We start from the raw sequence: 18,211 nt of genomic DNA, 5'->3' as shown, positions 1-18,211 counted from the left end.
CTCACCTCTTCTTCGCCGGTGGCCGGCCGACATGCACGGTCAGGGCGGGTGGCCTGGCAAGGCCGAGCTCCCCGATCGCCGCGGCCAGCGCGGCATCCAGATCCGCCCGTACGTCGTCGAGTTCGCGGAAGTGCGACTGCGCGCGCGCCGAGACCTTCGCCCGCCCCATCCGTACCCGGACCGACTGCACGCCGGAGACTTCCATCGCCCGGTCCCGCAGCACGAACGCCGCGGCCTCCCGGTCGATACCCGCGCGTACCGAGGCGACGTCGCGGCGCATCGGCAGCAGCGACCGCAGTCCGGGCGTGAGCGCGAGGACGATCAGGACGACGCCGATGAGCATCGCGACGGCCGCGGCCGCCAGCATCCCGGGTTCGTCGAGCCGCCACTTCGCGAGGTCTGCTGCGAGCGCCCGGCGCCAGTGCATGGCGGGTCGGCCGGCCCGTACCGCCGCGATGTCGTACAGCAACAGCCCCGAGCCGCCGAGCACCACCACGGCCACCAAGCCGGCCGACACGCGGCGCGCGGACCAGAAGCGGCCTGCCTTGCCGCCCTCGCCGTCCTCCGGCCCCCGCCCCGGGTGGTAGGCGGCAGCCGACGCCGACTGGTCGAGATCGAGTACGGGCCGTACGGGCTCGCTCATCGGATCCTCCCGTGTGCCGTGCGGCGCGAGTGGACCGAGTGCAGTCGTTCGACCTGCACGGCCACCTCGGGCACGTCCATCCCCGCCAACGCCTTTACCCGCTGGGCGACTTGGTGACGCACCGCACCGCACTGGCCGCCGATGTCGGAGGGATAGTCGAGCTCCAGGCTGACCCGCACCCGGGCGTGGTCATGGTGCACCGTGACCATGGCGCGGGGCGGCACGCCGCCCTCCGGCACGCCGGCCAGCGCTTCCCGCGCCGCCTGTGTGGCGATCTTCGCCACCACCCGGTCGGCGATCGTGGTCGCCCCGCGTTCGGCGGCCGGGACTCTCCCCCTACGTCCGGTGGAGGGACCCCCAGTGGCCACGGCGGGTCACCGCCGCCGGTCGCCGCGCTCGCGACCGCGGAAGAAGTCGCCCGGTTCGAGGTCGCCGTCGAGGAACCGGCCCGCCACGAAGCCGACCGCCCCCAACGCCGCGACCAGCAGAAAGGCACCGAATCCGCCGAAGTATCCGGCGAAGCCGAGCGCCATGCCGGCGATCAGGCCGGCCACAGCCATGCTCATCGTGGGCTCCTCCACTTCAGATGCCGAAGGCGCTACTGAAGACGTTGCTCCGACTCTTCTTCTTCCTCATCGGGCAGTTTCACATCGCTGACCGCGATATTGACCTCGACGACCTCGAGTCCTGTCATCCGTTCCACCGCGGAGATGACGTTCTCGCGCACCGCGCGGGCGACATCGGAAATGGAAACGCCGTAGTCGACGACGATCTCGAGGTCGAGGGCGGTCTGTACCTCGCCGACCTCGGCCTTCACACCGCGCGTGGCGGTTGACCTGCTGCTGCCCGGCACCCGGTCGCGGACCGCGCTGAAGGTGCGGGAGATCCCGCTGCCCATCGTGTGGACGCCGAGCACATCGCGGGCGGCGAGCCCGGCGATCTTCTCGACGACGCCGTCAGCGATGGTGGTACGGCCACGGGACGCGGGGTCGCCGCCGCCGCGCTTGGTCGTGGAGGTCTTCCTGGGCTCCTCGGCCGAGCCGAACGACTCGCTGCCGGGGTTCTCGGGCGGGCTCCGCAGAATAGGGTCGGTCATCGCCGTGTGTCCTTTCCCTGTCGAATCCGGGTCGGGGTCGGTCCACTCCTCCGGACGGGATCCACTCCGTTGCCCACACTAAGTGCGCTTGCCCGCTCTCGCGCCAGGGATGCGGCAGGCTGGAGCAATGACCACAGCTGATGCGGTGCGGCGACGGCTCGGACTCGGAAGGCTGCTTCCGCTGGGCGGCGCGGCGGACGGGGCCTGGCTGGCCGAACAGGCTGCCGAGGCGGTACTCCGGTCGGCGGCGGCACAGGTGCCCGGGGTGGCGCCCGGCCGGCTGAGGCTGGCGCTCGCAGACCCCGGCGCGGCGGCGACGCCCGCCGTCCCGCCCCCGCCGAGCGCGCTGCCGCCGGGCCCGCTGCGTATCGAGGCGGATTTCGGGGTGGGCTTCGCCGCGGTGGCGCAGGAGCCGCTGCCGGCCACGGCGTCCACGCTGCGTACGGCGCTGTTCGCGGCCGCGGCCCAGCTGCTGGATCTGGAGGTCGCCGAGGTGGATCTACGGGTGACGGAGCTGCTGGACGCGGCCCCGGAGACCGGGGCTCCCGCTCCGCCAACCGGGGTACGGGCCGTCGATCCGACGGATACGGCCGGCACGGCGGCGTCCCGCGCCCCGGGGGTGGCCCATCTGACGGCCACACTGGGCACGCCGGTGCATCTGGCACCGGACCATGTCCGCGTCGAGGTGGCGACGGCGAGCGGTCACCGCCCCCTGGAGGTGGTCCGGGCAGTCCGCGAGGCGGTGACGGCGGCGCTCGCGGACGACCGCCCGGTGGCCGTGCTGATCACCTCGGTGAATTGCTGATCAGTCGCCGTGCCCGCGAGGTCGCGGAGTCGCCGATCAGTCGCCGATGCCCGCGAGGTCGCGCAGCCGGCGCGCCTGCGCCGCCCGCTCCGCCGTGCGCTGCTCCTCGTACGAACGGCCCGTCACTCCCTGCAGCAGCGCCTTCGTCTCGATCACCGCGTCCCGCGGCGCCGCAAGCAGCGCCGAGGCCAGGTCCCGTACCGCGCCGTCGAGTTCGTCGCCGGGCACGACAAGGTTGGCCAGGCCGGTGCGCCCGGCCTCGTCCGCGTGGATGAAGCGGCCCGTCGCGCAGATCTCCAGCGCCCGGGCATAGCCGACGAGCGACACCAGCGGGTGCGTGCCGGTGAGGTCGGGGACGAGCCCGAGGCTGGTCTCACGCATGGCGAACTGCACGTCCTGCGCGACGACCCGCAGGTCGCAGGCGAGGGCGAGCTGGAAGCCTGCTCCGATCGCATGCCCCTGGACGGCCGCGATCGTGACGATGTCGCTGCGGCGCCACCAGGTGAACGCCTCCTGATACTCGGCAATGACCGCGTCGAGCTCCTTGTCGGAGCCGCGTGCGAGGTCGAGGAAGGACGGCTCGCCGTCGAAGCCCTCGGGTGTGAACGCCTGCCGGTCGAGGCCGGCGGAGAAGGACTTGCCCTCGCCGCGCAGCACCACGACCCGCACACTGCCCGGCAGTGACCGACCCGCCTGCGCCAACGCCCGCCACAGAGCGGGAGATTGGGCGTTGCGCTTGTCCGGGTTGGTCAGCGTGACCGTGGCAACCGCGTCCTCGACGGTGAGCCGTACGCCGTCCTTGTCGAGCACAGAGTCGAGCGAAGTCATGGGGCGCCTCCGGTTCGGGTGCAGTCGGTCCGTATCGGCGAAGTCGACACGGACGAAGTTAAGTGACTGCACAGTAACCATCCGGTCGATCGCATGACCGACCGGGTGGCCACCGTAGGAACCGGTGGACCGGAGGAGCCTCGATGTTCAGGCCGAAGCGGTCAGGCCGTGGCCTTCTTGCCTCGCGTCGCTCCGCCGCGTCCCCGCAGCGTGACTCCGGACTCGCTGAGCATCCGGTGTACGAATCCATAGGAGCGGCCGGTCTCTTCGGCCAGCGCCCGGATGCTCGCACCGGAGTCGTACTTCTTCTTCAGGTCTGCCGCGAGCTTGTCGCGCGCGGCGCCGGTAACCCGGCTGCCCTTCTTCAGAGTCTCGGCCACCCGTGCCTCCTCATGGGAAGTGCGCTCTGGACTTCTCATGATCACCCCTCGAGGGCTTCCTGGCCACCCATTCGGCAAGGTCCGTGCGACAAGCTTTGCCGTGCGCTGTGCGACCGACACGACCGGAATCGCTCATTCCGCACGTCTGTGTTCGCACGTCCGAACGGGTTCCCGGCAGAAATGCCAGGTCAGCGCCGCGCACGGGAGACGGGCGCGGCGCGGGACCGGACGGAGCGGATCCGCTCGGCGCCACGCCGCGGTACGAGACACACTCACTCAGATGATGGATCACCCGTAGGCCGAATGATCCATACGGAGTGGATCAGAGCCGGACGGGGACCCGGAAGCACCGGACCGGGCCCCCGAACCGCTGGACCTGGCCCCGCAGGCGCCGGCCCGGACCCCGGTGGAACCGGTCCGTGCCGGGTCAGGCGAGCGCCACCAGGTCCGCGTAGTCCGCGCCCCACAGGTCCTCGACGCCGTCCGGCAGCAGGATGATGCGCTCGGGCTCGAGCGCCTCGACCGCTCCCTCGTCGTGCGTGACGAGGATGACCGCGCCCTTGTAGGTGCGCAGGGCGCCGAGGATCTCCTCGCGGCTGGCCGGGTCGAGGTTGTTGGTGGGCTCGTCGAGCAGCAGGACGTTCGCGGACGAGACGACCAGGGTGGCCAGCGCGAGACGGGTCTTCTCGCCGCCGGAGAGGACTCCGGCCGGCTTGTCGACGTCGTCGCCGGAGAACAGGAAGGAGCCGAGCGTCTTGCGCACCTCGACGAGATCGAGATCGGGCGCGGAGGAACGCATGTTCTCCAGGACCGTGCGGTCCGGGTCGAGGGTCTCGTGCTCCTGGGCGTAGTAGCCGAGCTTGAGGCCGTGCCCCGGGGTGACCTCGCCGGTGTCCGGCCGCTCGACGCCGGCGAGCAGGCGCAGCAGCGTCGTCTTGCCCGCGCCGTTGAGGCCGAGGATGACGACCCGGGAGCCCTTGTCGATGGCGAGGTCCACATCCGTGAAGATTTCGAGGGAGCCGTACGACTTGGACAGGCCCTCGGCCGTCAGCGGGGTCTTGCCGCAGGGCGCGGGCTCCGGGAAGCGCAGCTTGGCGACCTTGTCGGAGACACGTACCGCTTCAAGGCCGGACAGCAGCCGCTCGGCGCGCTTGGCCATGTTCTGCGCGGCCACGGTCTTGGTGGCCTTGGCGCGCATCTTGTCGGCCTGGGAGTTGAGGGCCGCGGCCTTCTTCTCGGCGTTCTGGCGCTCGCGCTTGCGGCGCTTCTCATCGGCCTCGCGCTGCTGCTGGTAGAGCTTCCAGCCCATGTTGTAGACGTCGATGTTGGCGCGGTTGGCGTCCAGGTAGAAGACCTTGTTGACGACCGTCTCGACGAGATCGACATCGTGGGAGATCACGATGAAGCCGCCTCGGTAGGACTTCAGGTACTCACGGAGCCAGACGATCGAGTCGGCGTCGAGGTGGTTGGTGGGCTCGTCGAGCAGCAGGGTGTCGGCGTCCGAGAAGAGGATGCGCGCGAGCTCGACGCGTCGGCGCTGACCGCCGGAGAGCGTATGCAGGGGCTGGCCGAGCACCCGGTCGGGCAGGCCGAGCGCGGCGGCGATGGTGGCGGCCTCGGCCTCGGCGGAGTAACCGCCCTTGGTGAGGAACTCCGTCTCCAGGCGCTCGTACTTCTTCATCGCCTTCTCACGGGTGGCGCCCTTGCCGTTCGCCATCCGTTCCTCGTTCTCGCGCATCTTCTTCAGCACGGAGTCGAGGTCGCGGGCGGAGAGGATCCGGTCGCGGGCGAGAACGTCGAGGTCGCCGGTGCGCGGATCCTGCGGGAGGTAGCCGACCTCGCCGGAGCGGGTGATGTTGCCGGCGGCGGGGATGCCTTCGCCCGCGAGGCACTTGGTGAGGGTGGTCTTGCCCGCGCCGTTGCGGCCTACCAGGCCGATGCGGTCGCCTTTGGCGATACGGAAGGAAGCGGACTCGATGAGGATGCGTGCGCCGGCGCGCAGCTCGATGCCGGAAGCGGTGATCACGGAAAGACTCCAGGGCGGTATGGACGGCGGAAGGAATGGGCGTGGGAGCTTCGACGCCGTCTAATGCGCAAGGAGAATTGCCATACGACTCAGTCTAGCGGGGCCCTGCAAGTGGTTTTGCGCCAGCTTTCGCGGCGGTGGCCCGGGCTCGATCGGCGCTTGAGGGCTGGGCGTTGCCGGGGCCGCCCAGCGCCGCCAGCGGTTCTGCGCCGGCCGGCGCACCGGCGACATGGCGCAGCGCACCGCCTTCCGCCGACTGTCAGTGCCAACTGCCACACTGAGATGCAGATCACATTTCCATCGTCGAGTCTGAAGGAGTGATCGGGATGTCGCAGTCACCGAGCATCTGTCCGACGCTGGTGTACGCGGACGCCAAGGCCGCGATCAAACAGCTCACGGAAGCCTTCGGCTTCACCGAGCACGCGGTGTACGAGGACGAGACCGGCGCGGTCGCGCACGCCGAGCTGACGTACGGCAACGGCATGGTGATGCTCGGCAGCAAGGGCACCGGCAGCGAGTTCGACAAGCTGATGAAGGGCGGCGGGCCGACGGGCGTGTTCGTCCATGTCGACGACGTCGATGCCCATCACGCCGGCGCGCTGGAGCACGGCGCGGACATCGTGATGCCGCCGACCGACCAGGACTACGGCGCGCGTGACTACATGGCACGCGACATCGAGGGCAATGTGTGGAGCTTCGGCACCTACTCGCCGGGGGCGGCGGAGGCCTGAGGCCCCTCTCCGCCGCCCGCTCGTCGAGTCCCTGTCCGCCCCTGTCCGCCCCGGGTCAGACGCCTCCGGTGTGCACCTGGAACGCCGCCCTGCGTACGGCCTTGGCGAGGGCGGGGTCGGGGTGCGCTGCGGCCAGGGCCACCAGGACCTGCACGGTGCGGGGGTGGCCGCCGGCCCGCACCGCTTCGAGCAGAGCGGGGACCGTGCCCTGGACCGCGGAGTCGAGGTGGCGCAGCAGCAGCTGGGGCTCGCCGTGGTCGGCGACGGCCGCCGCGGTGTCCACCCAGAGCCAGGTCGCTTCCTCGCGGGTGAGGACCTCGGCCGCGTCCTCGGGGTCCGCGCCCTCGTACTCGGCGAGCCACAGCAGTGCGTAGGGGCGCAGCGAGGGCTCGACGGCGGCGGCGCGCACCTCGGCCTCGGCGGGGGCGCCGACGACGCGCAGCGCCTCGAAGGCGAGTCCGCGCAGCAGGGCGTCCTCGCCGCGGGCGACGGCGAGCAGCTCGGTGACCGCACTGGAGACGGTGCGGGCGGCGAGCCACGCGCGGTACTCGGCGCGGGCCGGGCCCGGGGTGAGGCGGGCGCAGCCGCGCAGCATGTCCTCGGCGGACTGCTCGATATTGCCTGCCGGGCTCTGTGCGGCAACGCAGATCTGCTCCAGCTTGACCCAGACCGCCCAGTTGCCGAGGGGCGTGAGGGTGGCGGAGCGGCCCATGTCGAGGGTCAGCGCGCCGACAGAGGACAGGCCCTGAAGCGCCCAGCCGAGAAGGAGCGAGACGGGTACGTCAGCACCCGAGTCGGCACCGGAGTCGGCACCGGACTGGGCGTCCGGCTGCGGGCCGTAGGGGACTTCGCAGCGCTCCTCGCGCAGTTCGGCGACACGCTGCTGGAGCAGGTCGAGCAGGACCGGCACGAGCACCGGGCCAGCCGAGAGCTGGAGGAGGGAGAGCACCTGGGGGACGGCCTCGACGACCTCGGCGACCGCGGTCGGCGCGACGTCGTCGGGCGCCGGGTGGGCCAGCGACCAGGCGTCGAAGAGGGCTACCCAGCCGCGCAGCACGGCCATGTCGTCGCGGTCCCAGGCGCGCAGCCGCCAGCCGGGGCGGGCGGTGTCACCGTGCAGCTCGACCAGGCCGGCAAGGCGGGCCCGGTCCCAGCCCGCGCGAACCTGGAGCGGGGTCAACTCCAGTGCGGCGGCGGCCCGTTCCTGGGTCCGATCGGTGAGCTGTGCGGTGCTGGGGTCCCTCTCGACGGCGGCCCAGCGGGCGATCCGTACGGCGTCGGCCAGCACCGTCCGCGCCTGGCGGGCCAGCTCCGAGGGGGCGGGTGTGCCTTCGGGCGGCCGGGGGGCCGGCCGGGTGCGCCGGGTCGTCACGGCCCGCCGTGCGGTGGCCAGGGATCGCGGGCGGACAAGACGAAGTCTGGTGTTGCGCGCCAATTGCTCATCAGGCTTTCGGGACGTCACGGGGAGCAGTCTTCCCGCTGACAGCCCGAAAGCCCAAACGGAACCTGCTCGGCCGCGCCCGGCGGCCCGGCGCGAGTGCTACATCAAGGGGGTGAGGAAGCGGCGGAGGGCCTCTTCGTAGCCTTCCGGATCGGCGTTCCACATGGCGGCGTGCGGGGCGTCCTTGACGGTGTGGAGGCTGACCAGGTCGGGTCGGCGGGCGGCAAGTTCGCGGGACGGCCCCCAGGGGGCGAGGGTGTCGTCCGGGCCGTGGAAGATGAGGGCCGGCACGCGCATCGCCTTGGGGTCGGCGGCTTCCTGCAGCCGGTCGCCGTGCAGTCCTGTCCTGCCCCTGGCCGCCCTGACGGCGAGCGGCAGCAGGAACGCCGGGGTCCGGCGGGCGGCGGCCAGAGCCCGCAGGGTGGCTTCCCAGTCGAGGACCGGTGAGTCGAGGACGAGGCCGCTGATCCGGTCGCGCAGCCCGGAGTTGACCGCGGCGTGCAGAGCCATCGAGGCGCCGGTGGACCAGCCGTGCAGGATGACCTTTTCGGCGCCGAAGCGGACGGCAAAGCGGATCGCGGCGTCCAGGTCACGCCATTCGGAGTCGCCGAGATGCCCGAGCCCGTCGTGGGGCTTGGGTGCGCCGGGGTCTCCGCGGTAGCCGAGGCCGAGCACCGGGAGGTGACGGGTATGCAGGAACGGCAGGAGATTCAGGGGGTGTTCCCGCGTGGTGCCCAGGCCGTGCACGGCGATCACCCAGGTGTTGCGGTGTCCTGGCACGAACCAGGCGGGCAGCGCGCCCAGTTCACCCGGTATGTCCACATCACTGTGATACATACCGAATGCGCTCGACGGATCGCCCGTGTGCACCTGCGGGGTGAGCCGCACCCGGCTGCCCGGCTCCAGGCTGCCGGGACCGACCCGCTCCAGACGGCGCACGACGGTGTCGACGGGGTGCGGCACCGCGTCGAGCACGGGTCCGACGACTGCATGGACGCCCTCGCCGTCGAGTCCGTATCTGCCGGGGCGCTGCGCGGCGAGGCTGCGGGTGAGGGTGACCTGGCCCGCGGCCGTGGCGTGCACGGTGAGCCTGGGGTCGCCGGGCAGTGGGCGCCCTTGCGGCAGCTTGAGCGCGGCGTCGCTGGCGTACCGGCCGGCCGCGACCGCGGCCGCGCCGAGTCCGATCAGGGTGGTGACGGCCGCTGCCGTCGCTGTTGCCGGGCGCACCCGTCCAGTGTCGGCACCCGCGCGCCAGGCTGCCAGTGGACGGCAGCCGCCGGTGTCAGCCCGGCTGGCCGTAGGTCCGGAACCTCTCGGCGGCTTCGCTCAGCTGGGAGCCGGAGAGGAGGCTGGGCGTGTATCCGGGCAGCGCCGACGCGGTCAGCCAGAGACGGCACATCCACTCCAGCTGGGCGGTGCGGTCGTAGGCCTGGTCGAGGCGTTCGCCGTACGCGACCGTGCCGTGGTTCTGCAGAAGGCAGGCGGTGCGGCCCGCCAGCGCGCTGAGCATGTTCTCGGCGAGCTCCTCGGTCCCGAACAGTGCGTACGGGGCGACGCGGACGGGGCCGCCGAGTGCCGCGGTCATGTAGTGGATGGGAGGGAGCACGGGGACGAGGGTGGAGACGGCGGTGGCGTGCACGGCGTGGGTGTGGACGACGGCGCCGGCGGAGGTGTTGCGGTAGACCTGCAGGTGCAGCGGCAGTTCGCTGGTGGGGGCGAGATCGCCGAGGAGCTGGTTGCCGTCGAGGTCGACGGCAACGGCGTCCTGGGGGGTGAGCCGGTCGTAGGGGACTCCGGTCGGGGTGATGAGGACGAGTCCGCCGACCCGCACCGAGACATTGCCCGATGTGCCCACCACCAGGCCCTCCGCCGCTGTCCTGCGGGCCGTGGCGACGAGGTCCAGCCATGCCCGTTCGATCGCGTCCTGCCGCACCTCATCGGTCATACGGTGATCCTGTCAGGCGGGGCCCGAGGACCCGTGGGCGGACGGTGACGGAGATCACGCGTATCGCCCAAAACCAGCTTTTCGCGGCGATATCCCTTCGATGCCGACCCAGCAGGGCAAGCGGAGCGAGGAATCCTCACGTGCAGACACCGCTACGCCTGTCACAGTTCATCTTCCGTTCACTCAGATTACCTACGTTCAACGGGCCAATGACGTCGAACGATTGCCTGGGTAAATGGAACACATCACCTTGCTGCTCGCGATTGTGATCGTGACAGCGCTCGTGTTCGATTTCACGAACGGTTTCCACGACACCGCCAACGCGATGGCCACGACCATCTCGACCGGCGCCCTGAAGCCCAAGACCGCGGTGGCCATGTCCGCCGCGCTCAACCTCGTCGGCGCGTTCCTGTCCGTCGAGGTCGCCAAGACAATCTCCAGCGGCATCGTCACCGAGGAAGGCATCACACCGGAGGTCATCTTCGCGGCGCTGGTCGGCGCCATCCTCTGGAACCTGATGACCTGGCTGATCGGCCTGCCGTCCAGCTCCTCGCACGCCCTGATGGGCGGACTGGTCGGCGCCACCATCGCCTCGGTCGGCGTCAGCGGCGTCAACGGCGGCACCGTCGTCACCAAGGTCCTGATCCCCGCGGTCGCCGCCCCGCTGGTGGCCGGCATCGCGGCCTTCCTCGCCTCCAGGCTGACGTACAAGATCGGCCGGAACGCCGACGAGAAGGCCACCGCGAAGGGCTACCGCGCCGGTTCCATCGCCTCAGCGGGCCTTGTCTCGCTGGCCCACGGCACCAACGACGCGCAGAAGACCATGGGCATCATCACGCTGGCGCTCATCGCCGGCGGCGTGCTCTCCCCCGGCTCCAACCCTCCGCTGTGGGTCATCGTCTCGGCCGGCAGCGCGATTGCGCTGGGCACCTCCCTCGGCGGCTGGCGCATCATCCGCACCATGGGCAAGGGACTCACCGACCTCCAGCCGCAGCAGGGCTTCGCCGCCCAGACCAGCGCGGCCAGCGTCATCCTCGCCTCCTCCAACCTCGGCTTCTCGCTGTCCACCACGCACTCCTGCTCCGGCGCCGTGATGGGCGCCGGCCTGGGGCGCAAGGGCGGCGTGGTCCGCTGGTCCACCGCCACCCGGATGTTCGTCGCCTGGGGTCTGACCCTGCCGGCCGCGGCCCTGGTCGCGGCGGGCTCGGAGTTCGTGGCCAGGCAGGGCGACTGGGGCGTCGCGGTGGTCGCGGCCTTCCTGATCGGCGCCTGCGCCGCGATCTGGTTCGTCTCACGCCGCCAGGTGGTCGACCACACCAACGTCAATGACGTGGACGGCGACGCCGAGCCCGCGGGCCTGGTGACCGCCGCCATCGCGGCCGTCGCCCCGCCGCCGGCCGGCACCCCCGCGCAGGACCTCAAGACGACCATCCAGGCTCCGGCGCCCGCCGCGGGCTCCGAGCCGGCGACCCGCCCGGCCGCGGTGTAAGGACAGATCAGCATGAAAATCGACTGGGCAGCTCTCGGCTCCGTCTTCGGCGTGAGCCTCGTGGCCACCGTCGCCCTGGTGGGTCTGTTCACCCTGGGCGTCGTGGGCCTGACCAAGCAGGAGTCTGCGGCGGGGGGCTCCGCGGTCCTGGCCCGCACCGGCGCGTACGCGTGCTTCGCCCTGTGCGCGGCGGCCGTGTCGTACGGGATCTATCTCATCGTCGCCTGAGCACAGACAAGAGCAGACGCCGTGTGGGCGGGACGGATGTCCCGCCCACACGGCGTTTTTCGACGGTCCGCACGTGGTGCCGGTGTGGGCCTTCGCACACTGTCCCGTCGCAGGTCAAGGGTGAGTTGACGGCCCTGACAGGGCCGTGGTGGACTGCCGGAGCCAGCTACGGCGGCAGCAGAGGAAGCCGGTGCGAATCCGGCGCGGTCCCGCCACTGTCACCGGGGAACACTCCCCCGGAAGCCAGGAACTCTCGCCGCCGATCTCGTCGAACCAGGGCGCGGACACCCTGAGTGAGGACATATCGCCATGCCCGGGTGCAGTTCACTTCCTGCTGTGAGTACGAGGGTCCGTCCAGGCGAAGCGCCGGCCTGAACCCATGCGTGCCGACCGGCAATTCATGTACGGCGCCACCGCCGGCCTCGTCGGCGACCTGCTGCTCGGCGATCCTCGCCGGGGGCATCCGGTCGCCGCGTTCGGGCGCGCGGCGGGCGCCGTCGAGCGCATGCTGTGGCGTGACCACCGCGGCTGGGGCGCGCTGCACACCACCGTGTGCGCCGGAGGCGCTGCCGCGGCCGCCGCGCTCCTCGCGCGCGGGGTACGGAGCCGCCCCGCCGCGTCTCTTGCGCTGACCGCCGCCGCCACCTGGGCGGTTGTCGGCGGCACTTCGCTGGGCCGCGAGGCGCGGGCCATCGGCGGCGCGCTCGCGGCCGGGGACGTCGAGGCGGCCCGGGAGCGGCTGCCGCATCTGTGCGGGCGCGACCCGCAGACCCTGGACGAGCAGCAGATCGCGCGTGCCGTCGTCGAGTCCGTCGCCGAGAACACCTCCGATGCGGTGGTGGGCGCGCTGGTCTGGGGAGCGCTGGCAGGTGTGCCGGGACTCGTCGCGTTCCGCGCGGTGAACACCCTCGACGCGATGGTGGGGCACAAATCGGCCAAGTACCGGCGATTCGGCTGGGCTTCGGCGCGCCTCGACGATGTGGCCGGGTGGCCGGGGGCCCGCCTCACCGCGGGACTCGCCGTGCTCGCGGGCCCGGATGCGCGCGGAGCCGTACGGGCGTGGCGCGCCGACGCGAAGAAGCATCCGAGCCCCAATGCGGGGCCCGTGGAAGCCTCGTTCGCGGGCGCTCTGGGTGTACGGCTGGGCGGGACGCTCTCGTACGGCGGCCGGGTCGAGCACCGGCCCGTACTGCATGGCACCGGACGCCCCGTGCAGTTCGGTGACGTCGAGCGTGCCGTACGGCTTTCGCGCCGTATCGGCTGGCTGACACTGGCGGCCTGCGCGGCGGGCCGCGCAACGGGGCAGGCGCTGCGCGCGCGGCGCGCGGGAAAGGGGCGGACATGACCGGTACCGGCCGCACCGGCGGCGGGCTGCTCGTCGCGGGCACCACCTCCGACGCCGGCAAGAGCGTCGTCACCGCCGGGATCTGCCGGTGGCTCGTACGGCAGGGAGTGAAGGTCGCGCCCTTCAAGGGGCAGAACATGTCCCTCAACTCCTTTGTGACGCGCGAGGGCGCCGAGATCGGACGTGCCCAGGCCATGCAGGCGCAGGCGGCCCGCGTGGAGCCCAGCGCGCTGATGAACCCCGTGCTGCTCAAGCCCGGCAGCGACCGGTCCAGCCAGGTCGTGCTGATGGGCAGACCGGTCGGGGAGCTCAGCGCACGCGGGTTCTTCGGGGGGTCTGGAGGGGCGTCCCCCGGGAAAACACTGCACGGTGGGCGGCAGGAAGCCCTGCTTTCCACCGTTCTGGAGTGCCTTGCGGAACTGCGGGGCACGTATGACGCCGTGATCTGCGAGGGGGCGGGCAGTCCGGCCGAGATCAATCTGCGGCGTACGGACATCGTGAACATGGGCATCGCGCGGGCCGCGCGGCTGCCGGTGCTCGTGGTCGGGGACATCGACCGCGGCGGTGTCTTCGCGTCCTTCTTCGGTACGACGGCGCTGCTCAGCGCGGCCGACCAGGAACTGATCGCGGGATATCTGGTCAACAAGTTCCGGGGCGACGTGACGCTGCTCGAACCGGGCCTCGAGATGCTGCACGGGCTGACCGGGCGGCGCACCTACGGCGTGCTGCCCTTCGCCCACGGCCTCGGCATCGACGAGGAGGACGGACTGAGGGTCTCACTGCGTGGTGCGGTGCGGGAGTCGGTCGTCGCGCCGCCGGTCGGCGAGGACGTGCTGCGGGTCGCCGTGTGCGCGGTGCCGCTGATGTCCAACTTCACGGACGTGGACGCGCTGGCCGCCGAACCGGGCGTCGTCGTGCGGTTCGTGGACCGCGCCGAGGAGCTCGTCGACGCCGACCTGGTCATCGTGCCGGGCACCCGCGGCACGGTGAAGGCCCTTGCCTGGCTGCGCGAGCGCGGTCTTGCCGACGCTCTGCTGCGACGGGCCGCCGAGGGGCGGCCGGTGCTCGGCATCTGTGGCGGCTTCCAGGCGCTGGGCGAGCGGATCGACGACGAGGTCGAGTCGCGGGCGGGCACCGTCGACGGGCTCGGGCTGCTGCCCGTACGGGTGCGGTTCGCGAAGGACAAGACCCTCGCGCGGCCCGTGGGCGAGGCGCTCGGCGAGCGGGTCGAGGGCTACGAGATCCATCACGGGGTCGCCGAAGTGCTCGGCGGGGAGACCTTCCTGGACGGCTGCCGGGTCGGCCCGGTGTGGGGCACGCACTGGCACGGGTCGCTGGAGAGCGACGGCTTCAGGCGCGCCTTTCTGCGCGAGGTGGCGGCGGCAGCCGGCCGACGCTTCGTACCGGCCCCGGACACCAGCTTCGGCGCGCTGCGCGAGGAGCAGCTGGACCGCCTGGGCGACCTGATCGAAGAACACGCGGACACGGACGCGCTGCTGCGGCTGATCGAGTCGGGCGCTCCGCCGGAACTGCCCTTCATTCCACCGGGAGCGCCATGAGCACCGTGCTGTTGCTGTCCACCGCCGACACCGATCTGCTGGCGGCCCGCGCGTCCGGCGCGCCGTACCGGATCGGCAACCCGACCCGGGTCGATGTCACCGGTGAACTGCCCGCGCTCATCGAGGGCTGTGACATCGCCGTCGTCAGGCTGCTGGGCGGGAAGCGAGCCTGGGAGGACGGGCTCGCCGCGCTGAAGTCGGCCCGGATTCCGACGGTGCTGCTCGGCGGCGAGACCGTACCGGACGCCGAGTTGATGGCCGAGTCGTCCGTGCCCGCCGGTGTGGTGGCGGAGGCCCTGCGGTATCTCGTCGAGGGCGGTCCCGGGAACCTCGTCGAGCTGGCCCGCTTCCTGTCGGACACCGTGCTGCTGACCGGGGTGGGCTTCGCCGAGCCGCAGAAGATGTCCGAGTACGGCGTCCACGGCACGCGCCCGCTCACGGAGGGCCGCCCGACCGTCGGCGTGCTCTTCTACCGGGCACACGAACTGTCCGGGAACACGGCCTTCATCGATGTGCTGTGCGACCGGATCGAGGAGCGCGGGGCCAACGCGCTTCCCGTGTACTGCGGTTCGCTGCGCGGCGCCGACGCCGGGCTGTACGAGCTGCTCGGCAGGGCCGACGCGCTGATCGCCACCGTGCTGGCGGCGGGCGGCACGCGCGCGAGCGACGCGAGCGCCGGCGGGGACGACGAGGCATGGGACATCGGGGCGCTCGCCGAGCTGAACGTACCCGTCCTGCAGGGCCTCTGCCTCACCTCCTCGCGCGCCGTGTGGGAGGCGTCGGACGCCGCCCTCTCCCCCATGGACGCTGCGATGCAGGTCGCGATCCCGGAGTTCGACGGACGGCTGGTCACGGTCCCGTTCTCCTTCAAGGAGCAGGGCCCCGACGACGTACCGGTCTATGTCGCGGACCCCGAGCGGGCCGGGCGCGTCGCCGGAATCGCCGTACGCCACGCCGAGTTGAAGCACAAGCCGAACGCGCAGAAGCGCCTCGCCCTGGTCTTCACGGCCTATCCGACGAAGCATTCGCGGGTCGGAAACGCCGTGGGCCTCGACACGCCCGCATCCGCGGTACGGGTCCTGGACGCCCTGCGCGATGCCGGGTACGGCGTCGACGGCCACCCGGCAGGCGGCGACGAGCTGATCCACCGCCTCATCAACGCAGGTGGGCACGATGTCGAGTGGCTGACCGAGGAGCAGCTGGCCGCCGCCCCCGCACGGGTGCCGCTCGCCGACTACCGCGCCTGGTTCGACACGCTGGACCCGCGGCTGCGCGAGGGAATGCTGGAGCACTGGGGCGAGCCCCCGGGCTCGCTCTATGTCGACGGGGACGACATCGTGCTCGCCTCCCTCCGGTTCGGGAACGTCGTGGTGATGATCCAGCCGCCGCGCGGCTTCGGTGAGAACCCGATCGCGATCTACCACGACCCCGACATGCCGCCCTCGCACCACTACATGGCGGCCTACCGCTGGCTGGAGGCCGCGGCGTCGGAGGGGGGCTTCGGCGCGGACGCGATCGTCCACATGGGCAAGCACGGCACCATGGAGTGGCTGCCGGGCAAGGGCCTTGGCCTGTCGGCGGGCTGCGGACCGGACGCGGTGCTCGGCGAACTGCCGCTGATCTACCCGTTCATCGTCAACGACCCGGGCGAGGGCACCCAGGCCAAGCGCCGCGGCCACGCCACGATCGTGGACCATCTGGTGCCGCCGATGGCGCGCGCGGACACCTACGGCGACCTGGCGAAGCTGGAGCAGCTGCTCGACGAGTACGCGCTCGTCAGCGATCTCGACCCGGGCAAGGCCCCGGCCGTTCGGGCGCAGATCTGGACGCTGGTGAAGGCCGCGGAGCTCCATCACGATCTGCATGTCGACGAACAGCCCGACGACGGCGACTTCGACGAGTTCGTGATGCACATCGACGGCTATCTCTGCGAGATCAAGGACGTCCAGATCAGGGACGGTCTGCACATCCTCGGCGGTGGTCCGCAGGCGGAGGCGCGGGTCAATCTCGTGCTCGCCGTACTGCGCGCCTCGCAGGTGTGGGGCGGCCAGGCCCATGCGCTGCCGGGGCTGCGGGCCTCGCTCGCCGAGCACTTCTCGCTTGCGGAGAAAGCCCTGTTGGGCGAGCCGGGCGCCGCGGTGAAGGTGCCGGCCGAGCTGACCGCGCTGGTCGAGGGTCCGGCCCGGACCGCCGCCGATGCGATCGATCTGCTCGAGCAGCTGTGCCGGCGGCTCGCCCTGGGCATGGAGGAGCGCGGCTGGGACGCGGCCGCGGTGCCCTCTCTCGTACGTGAGGTGGTGGGCGGCGAACTTCCGGACGCCGTCGCGGTGCTGGAGTTCGCCTGCCGGGAGGTCGTGCCGCGGCTGGCCCGTACGACCGACGAGATCGGCAACATCCTGCGGGCACTGGACGGCGGCTACGTCCCGGCCGGCCCCTCGGGCTCTCCGACGCGCGGCCTGGTCAATGTCCTGCCGACCGGGCGCAACTTCTACTCCGTCGACCCGAAGGCCATCCCCTCCCGGCTGTCGTGGGAGGTCGGCCAGGCGCTCGCCGACTCTCTGGTGGAGCGGTATCTGGCGGACACGGGCGCGTATCCGAAGTCCGTGGGTCTGACGGTGTGGGGCACCTCCGCGATGCGCACGCAGGGCGACGACATCGCCGAGATCCTGGCGCTGCTCGGCTGCCGCCCGGTCTGGGACGACGCATCGCGCCGCGTGACGGGCTTCGAGATCGTGCCGGCGCAGGAGCTGGGGCGGCCGCGCATCGACGTCACGGTCCGCATCTCCGGCTTCTTCCGGGACGCCTTCCCGCATGTGGTGGGCCTGCTCGACGACGCCGTACGGGCGGTGGCCGAGCTCGACGAGCCCGCGGAGGCCAACTATGTACGGGCGCACGCGGACGAGGACACGGCACAGCACGGCGACCGGCGGCGGGCCACGGCGCGGATCTTCGGCTCGAAGCCGGGGGCGTACGGAGCCGGTCTGCTGCCGCTGATCGACGCGCGGAACTGGCGCTCCGACGCGGACCTCGCGGAGGTGTACGCGGTGTGGGGCGGCTATGCGTACGGGCGTGGTCTTGACGGTCGGGCGGCGCGCGGGGACATGGAGACGGCGTTCCGGCGGATCGCGGTCGCCGCGAAGAACGTCGACACGCGGGAGCACGATCTCGTCGACGCGGACGACTACTTCCAGTACCACGGCGGGATGGTCGCCATGGTGCGGCATCTGACGGGTGAGTCGCCCGAGGCGTATGTGGGTGACTCCGCTGTTCCGGACCAGATCAGGACGCGCACGCTGGGCGAGGAGACGCATCGGGTCTTCCGGGCGCGGGTGGTCAATCCGCGCTGGATGGCGGCGATGCGGAGGCACGGCTACAAGGGTGCGTTCGAGATGGCCGCGACGGTGGACTACCTGTTCGGGTACGACGCGACGGCGGGCGTCGTGGACGACTGGATGTACGAGAAGCTCAGCGCTGAGTATGTCTTCGACCCCGAGAACCGCGACTTCATGAAGAAGTCCAACCCGTGGGCACTGCGGGGTATTTCAGAACGCCTGCTGGAAGCGGCCGATCGCGGGCTGTGGGCGGAGCCGGACGCGGAGACACTGGAGCGGCTCCGGGCGACCTACCTTGAGCTCGAGGGCGAGCTGGAGGGGGACGCGTGAAGGTCTTTCCTTGCTGGGGGCTCCGCCCCCATA

17 protein-coding genes and 1 riboswitch are annotated in these 18,211 nt (G+C 71.5%); of the genes, 7 read left to right on the top strand and 10 right to left on the bottom strand.

Annotated features, from left to right (window positions below):
* Nucleotide 1: 1 nt before the first annotated feature.
* From ACI2LP_RS21940 to ACI2LP_RS21925, 4 genes are read right to left on the bottom strand one after another with little or no spacing between them, the layout of a single operon-like run.
* A complete protein-coding gene (locus ACI2LP_RS21940; RefSeq protein WP_404726160.1) occupies nt 2-643 on the bottom strand; it encodes a DUF6286 domain-containing protein in 642 nt (213 codons plus the stop codon).
* Nucleotides 640-1,011, bottom strand: a complete 372-nt coding sequence (locus ACI2LP_RS21935; RefSeq protein WP_404726159.1) for a hypothetical protein — start codon at nt 1,009-1,011, stop codon at nt 640-642. The genes ACI2LP_RS21940 and ACI2LP_RS21935 overlap by 4 nt, the downstream gene beginning before the upstream one ends.
* A gap of 6 nt (nt 1,012-1,017) precedes the next feature.
* Nucleotides 1,018-1,209 (bottom strand): hypothetical protein, encoded by a 192-nt coding sequence (locus ACI2LP_RS21930; protein ID WP_404726158.1) that lies wholly within the window; start codon nt 1,207-1,209, stop codon nt 1,018-1,020.
* A 32-nt stretch (nt 1,210-1,241) separates the two neighbouring features.
* Nucleotides 1,242-1,739 (bottom strand): Asp23/Gls24 family envelope stress response protein, encoded by a 498-nt coding sequence (locus ACI2LP_RS21925; protein WP_404726157.1) that lies wholly within the window; start codon nt 1,737-1,739, stop codon nt 1,242-1,244.
* Nucleotides 1,740-1,866: 127 nt separating this feature from the next.
* Here ACI2LP_RS21925 and ACI2LP_RS21920 point away from each other — a divergent pair, with 127 nt between their 5' ends.
* Nucleotides 1,867-2,544: a hypothetical protein gene (locus ACI2LP_RS21920; RefSeq protein ID WP_404726156.1), complete on the top strand. Its 678-nt coding sequence runs from the start codon at nt 1,867-1,869 to the stop codon at nt 2,542-2,544.
* A 36-nt stretch (nt 2,545-2,580) separates the two neighbouring features.
* On the opposite strand, the gene ACI2LP_RS21915 is transcribed toward ACI2LP_RS21920, so the two are convergent.
* The 3 genes from ACI2LP_RS21915 to ACI2LP_RS21905 form a co-directional block, all read right to left on the bottom strand.
* A complete protein-coding gene (locus tag ACI2LP_RS21915) occupies nt 2,581-3,372 on the bottom strand; it encodes an enoyl-CoA hydratase/isomerase family protein (RefSeq protein ID WP_404726155.1) in 792 nt (263 codons plus the stop codon).
* A 161-nt stretch (nt 3,373-3,533) separates the two neighbouring features.
* Nucleotides 3,534-3,752, bottom strand: coding sequence for a helix-turn-helix domain-containing protein (locus ACI2LP_RS21910; protein ID WP_185035675.1), 219 nt, complete (start codon nt 3,750-3,752; stop codon nt 3,534-3,536).
* Between the two features lie 427 nt (nt 3,753-4,179).
* Nucleotides 4,180-5,778 carry an ABC-F family ATP-binding cassette domain-containing protein gene (locus ACI2LP_RS21905; protein ID WP_404726154.1) on the bottom strand — a complete coding sequence of 533 codons (1,599 nt, stop codon included), beginning with the start codon at nt 5,776-5,778 and terminating at the stop codon, nt 4,180-4,182.
* A gap of 326 nt (nt 5,779-6,104) precedes the next feature.
* Between ACI2LP_RS21905 and ACI2LP_RS21900 the strand changes: the two genes are divergently transcribed.
* On the top strand, nt 6,105-6,509 hold the full coding sequence (locus ACI2LP_RS21900; RefSeq protein WP_404726153.1) for a VOC family protein: 405 nt from the start codon (nt 6,105-6,107) through the stop codon (nt 6,507-6,509).
* Between the two features lie 55 nt (nt 6,510-6,564).
* On the opposite strand, the gene ACI2LP_RS21895 is transcribed toward ACI2LP_RS21900, so the two are convergent.
* The 3 genes from ACI2LP_RS21895 to ACI2LP_RS21885 all read right to left on the bottom strand — a co-directional run bounded on the left by ACI2LP_RS21895 (nt 6,565) and on the right by ACI2LP_RS21885 (nt 9,895).
* Nucleotides 6,565-7,971: a hypothetical protein gene (locus tag ACI2LP_RS21895; protein WP_404726152.1), complete on the bottom strand. Its 1,407-nt coding sequence runs from the start codon at nt 7,969-7,971 to the stop codon at nt 6,565-6,567.
* A gap of 78 nt (nt 7,972-8,049) precedes the next feature.
* A complete protein-coding gene (locus ACI2LP_RS21890) occupies nt 8,050-9,177 on the bottom strand; it encodes an alpha/beta hydrolase (RefSeq protein WP_404726151.1) in 1,128 nt (375 codons plus the stop codon).
* Between the two features lie 55 nt (nt 9,178-9,232).
* Nucleotides 9,233-9,895 carry a class II aldolase/adducin family protein gene (locus ACI2LP_RS21885; RefSeq protein ID WP_404726150.1) on the bottom strand — a complete coding sequence of 221 codons (663 nt, stop codon included), beginning with the start codon at nt 9,893-9,895 and terminating at the stop codon, nt 9,233-9,235.
* Between the two features lie 235 nt (nt 9,896-10,130).
* On the opposite strand from ACI2LP_RS21885, the gene ACI2LP_RS21880 reads away from it, so the two are divergent.
* From ACI2LP_RS21880 to cobN, 5 genes are all read left to right on the top strand, one after another.
* Nucleotides 10,131-11,384 carry an anion permease gene (locus ACI2LP_RS21880; RefSeq protein ID WP_404726149.1) on the top strand — a complete coding sequence of 418 codons (1,254 nt, stop codon included), beginning with the start codon at nt 10,131-10,133 and terminating at the stop codon, nt 11,382-11,384.
* A 12-nt stretch (nt 11,385-11,396) separates the two neighbouring features.
* On the top strand, nt 11,397-11,612 hold the full coding sequence (locus tag ACI2LP_RS21875; RefSeq protein ID WP_360879452.1) for a hypothetical protein: 216 nt from the start codon (nt 11,397-11,399) through the stop codon (nt 11,610-11,612).
* A 179-nt stretch (nt 11,613-11,791) separates the two neighbouring features.
* A riboswitch (cobalamin riboswitch) is annotated at nt 11,792-11,865 on the top strand.
* A gap of 126 nt (nt 11,866-11,991) precedes the next feature.
* Nucleotides 11,992-12,957 carry a cobalamin biosynthesis protein gene (locus tag ACI2LP_RS21870; protein ID WP_404726148.1) on the top strand — a complete coding sequence of 322 codons (966 nt, stop codon included), beginning with the start codon at nt 11,992-11,994 and terminating at the stop codon, nt 12,955-12,957.
* Nucleotides 12,954-14,516, top strand: coding sequence for a cobyric acid synthase (locus ACI2LP_RS21865; protein ID WP_404726147.1), 1,563 nt, complete (start codon nt 12,954-12,956; stop codon nt 14,514-14,516). The genes ACI2LP_RS21870 and ACI2LP_RS21865 overlap by 4 nt, the downstream gene beginning before the upstream one ends.
* Nucleotides 14,513-18,178, top strand: a complete 3,666-nt coding sequence (cobN, locus tag ACI2LP_RS21860) for a cobaltochelatase subunit CobN (protein WP_404726146.1) — start codon at nt 14,513-14,515, stop codon at nt 18,176-18,178. Before ACI2LP_RS21865 ends, cobN begins: the two co-directional genes overlap by 4 nt.
* The last annotated feature ends 33 nt before the right edge of the window (nt 18,179-18,211 follow it).

The organism is Streptomyces sp. NPDC019890, assembly GCF_044903445.1.
GTDB lineage: Bacteria > Actinomycetota > Actinomycetes > Streptomycetales > Streptomycetaceae > Streptomyces.
This window is presented reverse-complemented; position numbering and strand designations above follow the sequence as displayed.

What these genes read in the sequence shown, in the direction of transcription:
- ACI2LP_RS21930 (WP_404726158.1), bottom strand. Translation starts at nt 1,209, where the DNA reads ATGAGCATGGCTGTGGCCGGCCTGATCGCCGGCATGGCGCTCGGCTTC.
- ACI2LP_RS21875 (WP_360879452.1), top strand. Translation starts at nt 11,397, where the DNA reads ATGAAAATCGACTGGGCAGCTCTCGGCTCCGTCTTCGGCGTGAGCCTC.
- ACI2LP_RS21925 (WP_404726157.1), bottom strand. Translation starts at nt 1,739, where the DNA reads ATGACCGACCCTATTCTGCGGAGCCCGCCCGAGAACCCCGGCAGCGAG.
- ACI2LP_RS21865 (WP_404726147.1), top strand. Translation starts at nt 12,954, where the DNA reads ATGACCGGTACCGGCCGCACCGGCGGCGGGCTGCTCGTCGCGGGCACC.
- ACI2LP_RS21940 (WP_404726160.1), bottom strand. Translation starts at nt 643, where the DNA reads ATGAGCGAGCCCGTACGGCCCGTACTCGATCTCGACCAGTCGGCGTCG.
- ACI2LP_RS21915 (WP_404726155.1), bottom strand. Translation starts at nt 3,372, where the DNA reads ATGACTTCGCTCGACTCTGTGCTCGACAAGGACGGCGTACGGCTCACC.
- ACI2LP_RS21880 (WP_404726149.1), top strand. Translation starts at nt 10,131, where the DNA reads ATGGAACACATCACCTTGCTGCTCGCGATTGTGATCGTGACAGCGCTC.
- cobN (WP_404726146.1), top strand. Translation starts at nt 14,513, where the DNA reads ATGAGCACCGTGCTGTTGCTGTCCACCGCCGACACCGATCTGCTGGCG.
- ACI2LP_RS21920 (WP_404726156.1), top strand. Translation starts at nt 1,867, where the DNA reads ATGACCACAGCTGATGCGGTGCGGCGACGGCTCGGACTCGGAAGGCTG.
- ACI2LP_RS21870 (WP_404726148.1), top strand. Translation starts at nt 11,992, where the DNA reads ATGCGTGCCGACCGGCAATTCATGTACGGCGCCACCGCCGGCCTCGTC.
- ACI2LP_RS21900 (WP_404726153.1), top strand. Translation starts at nt 6,105, where the DNA reads ATGTCGCAGTCACCGAGCATCTGTCCGACGCTGGTGTACGCGGACGCC.
- ACI2LP_RS21885 (WP_404726150.1), bottom strand. Translation starts at nt 9,895, where the DNA reads ATGACCGATGAGGTGCGGCAGGACGCGATCGAACGGGCATGGCTGGAC.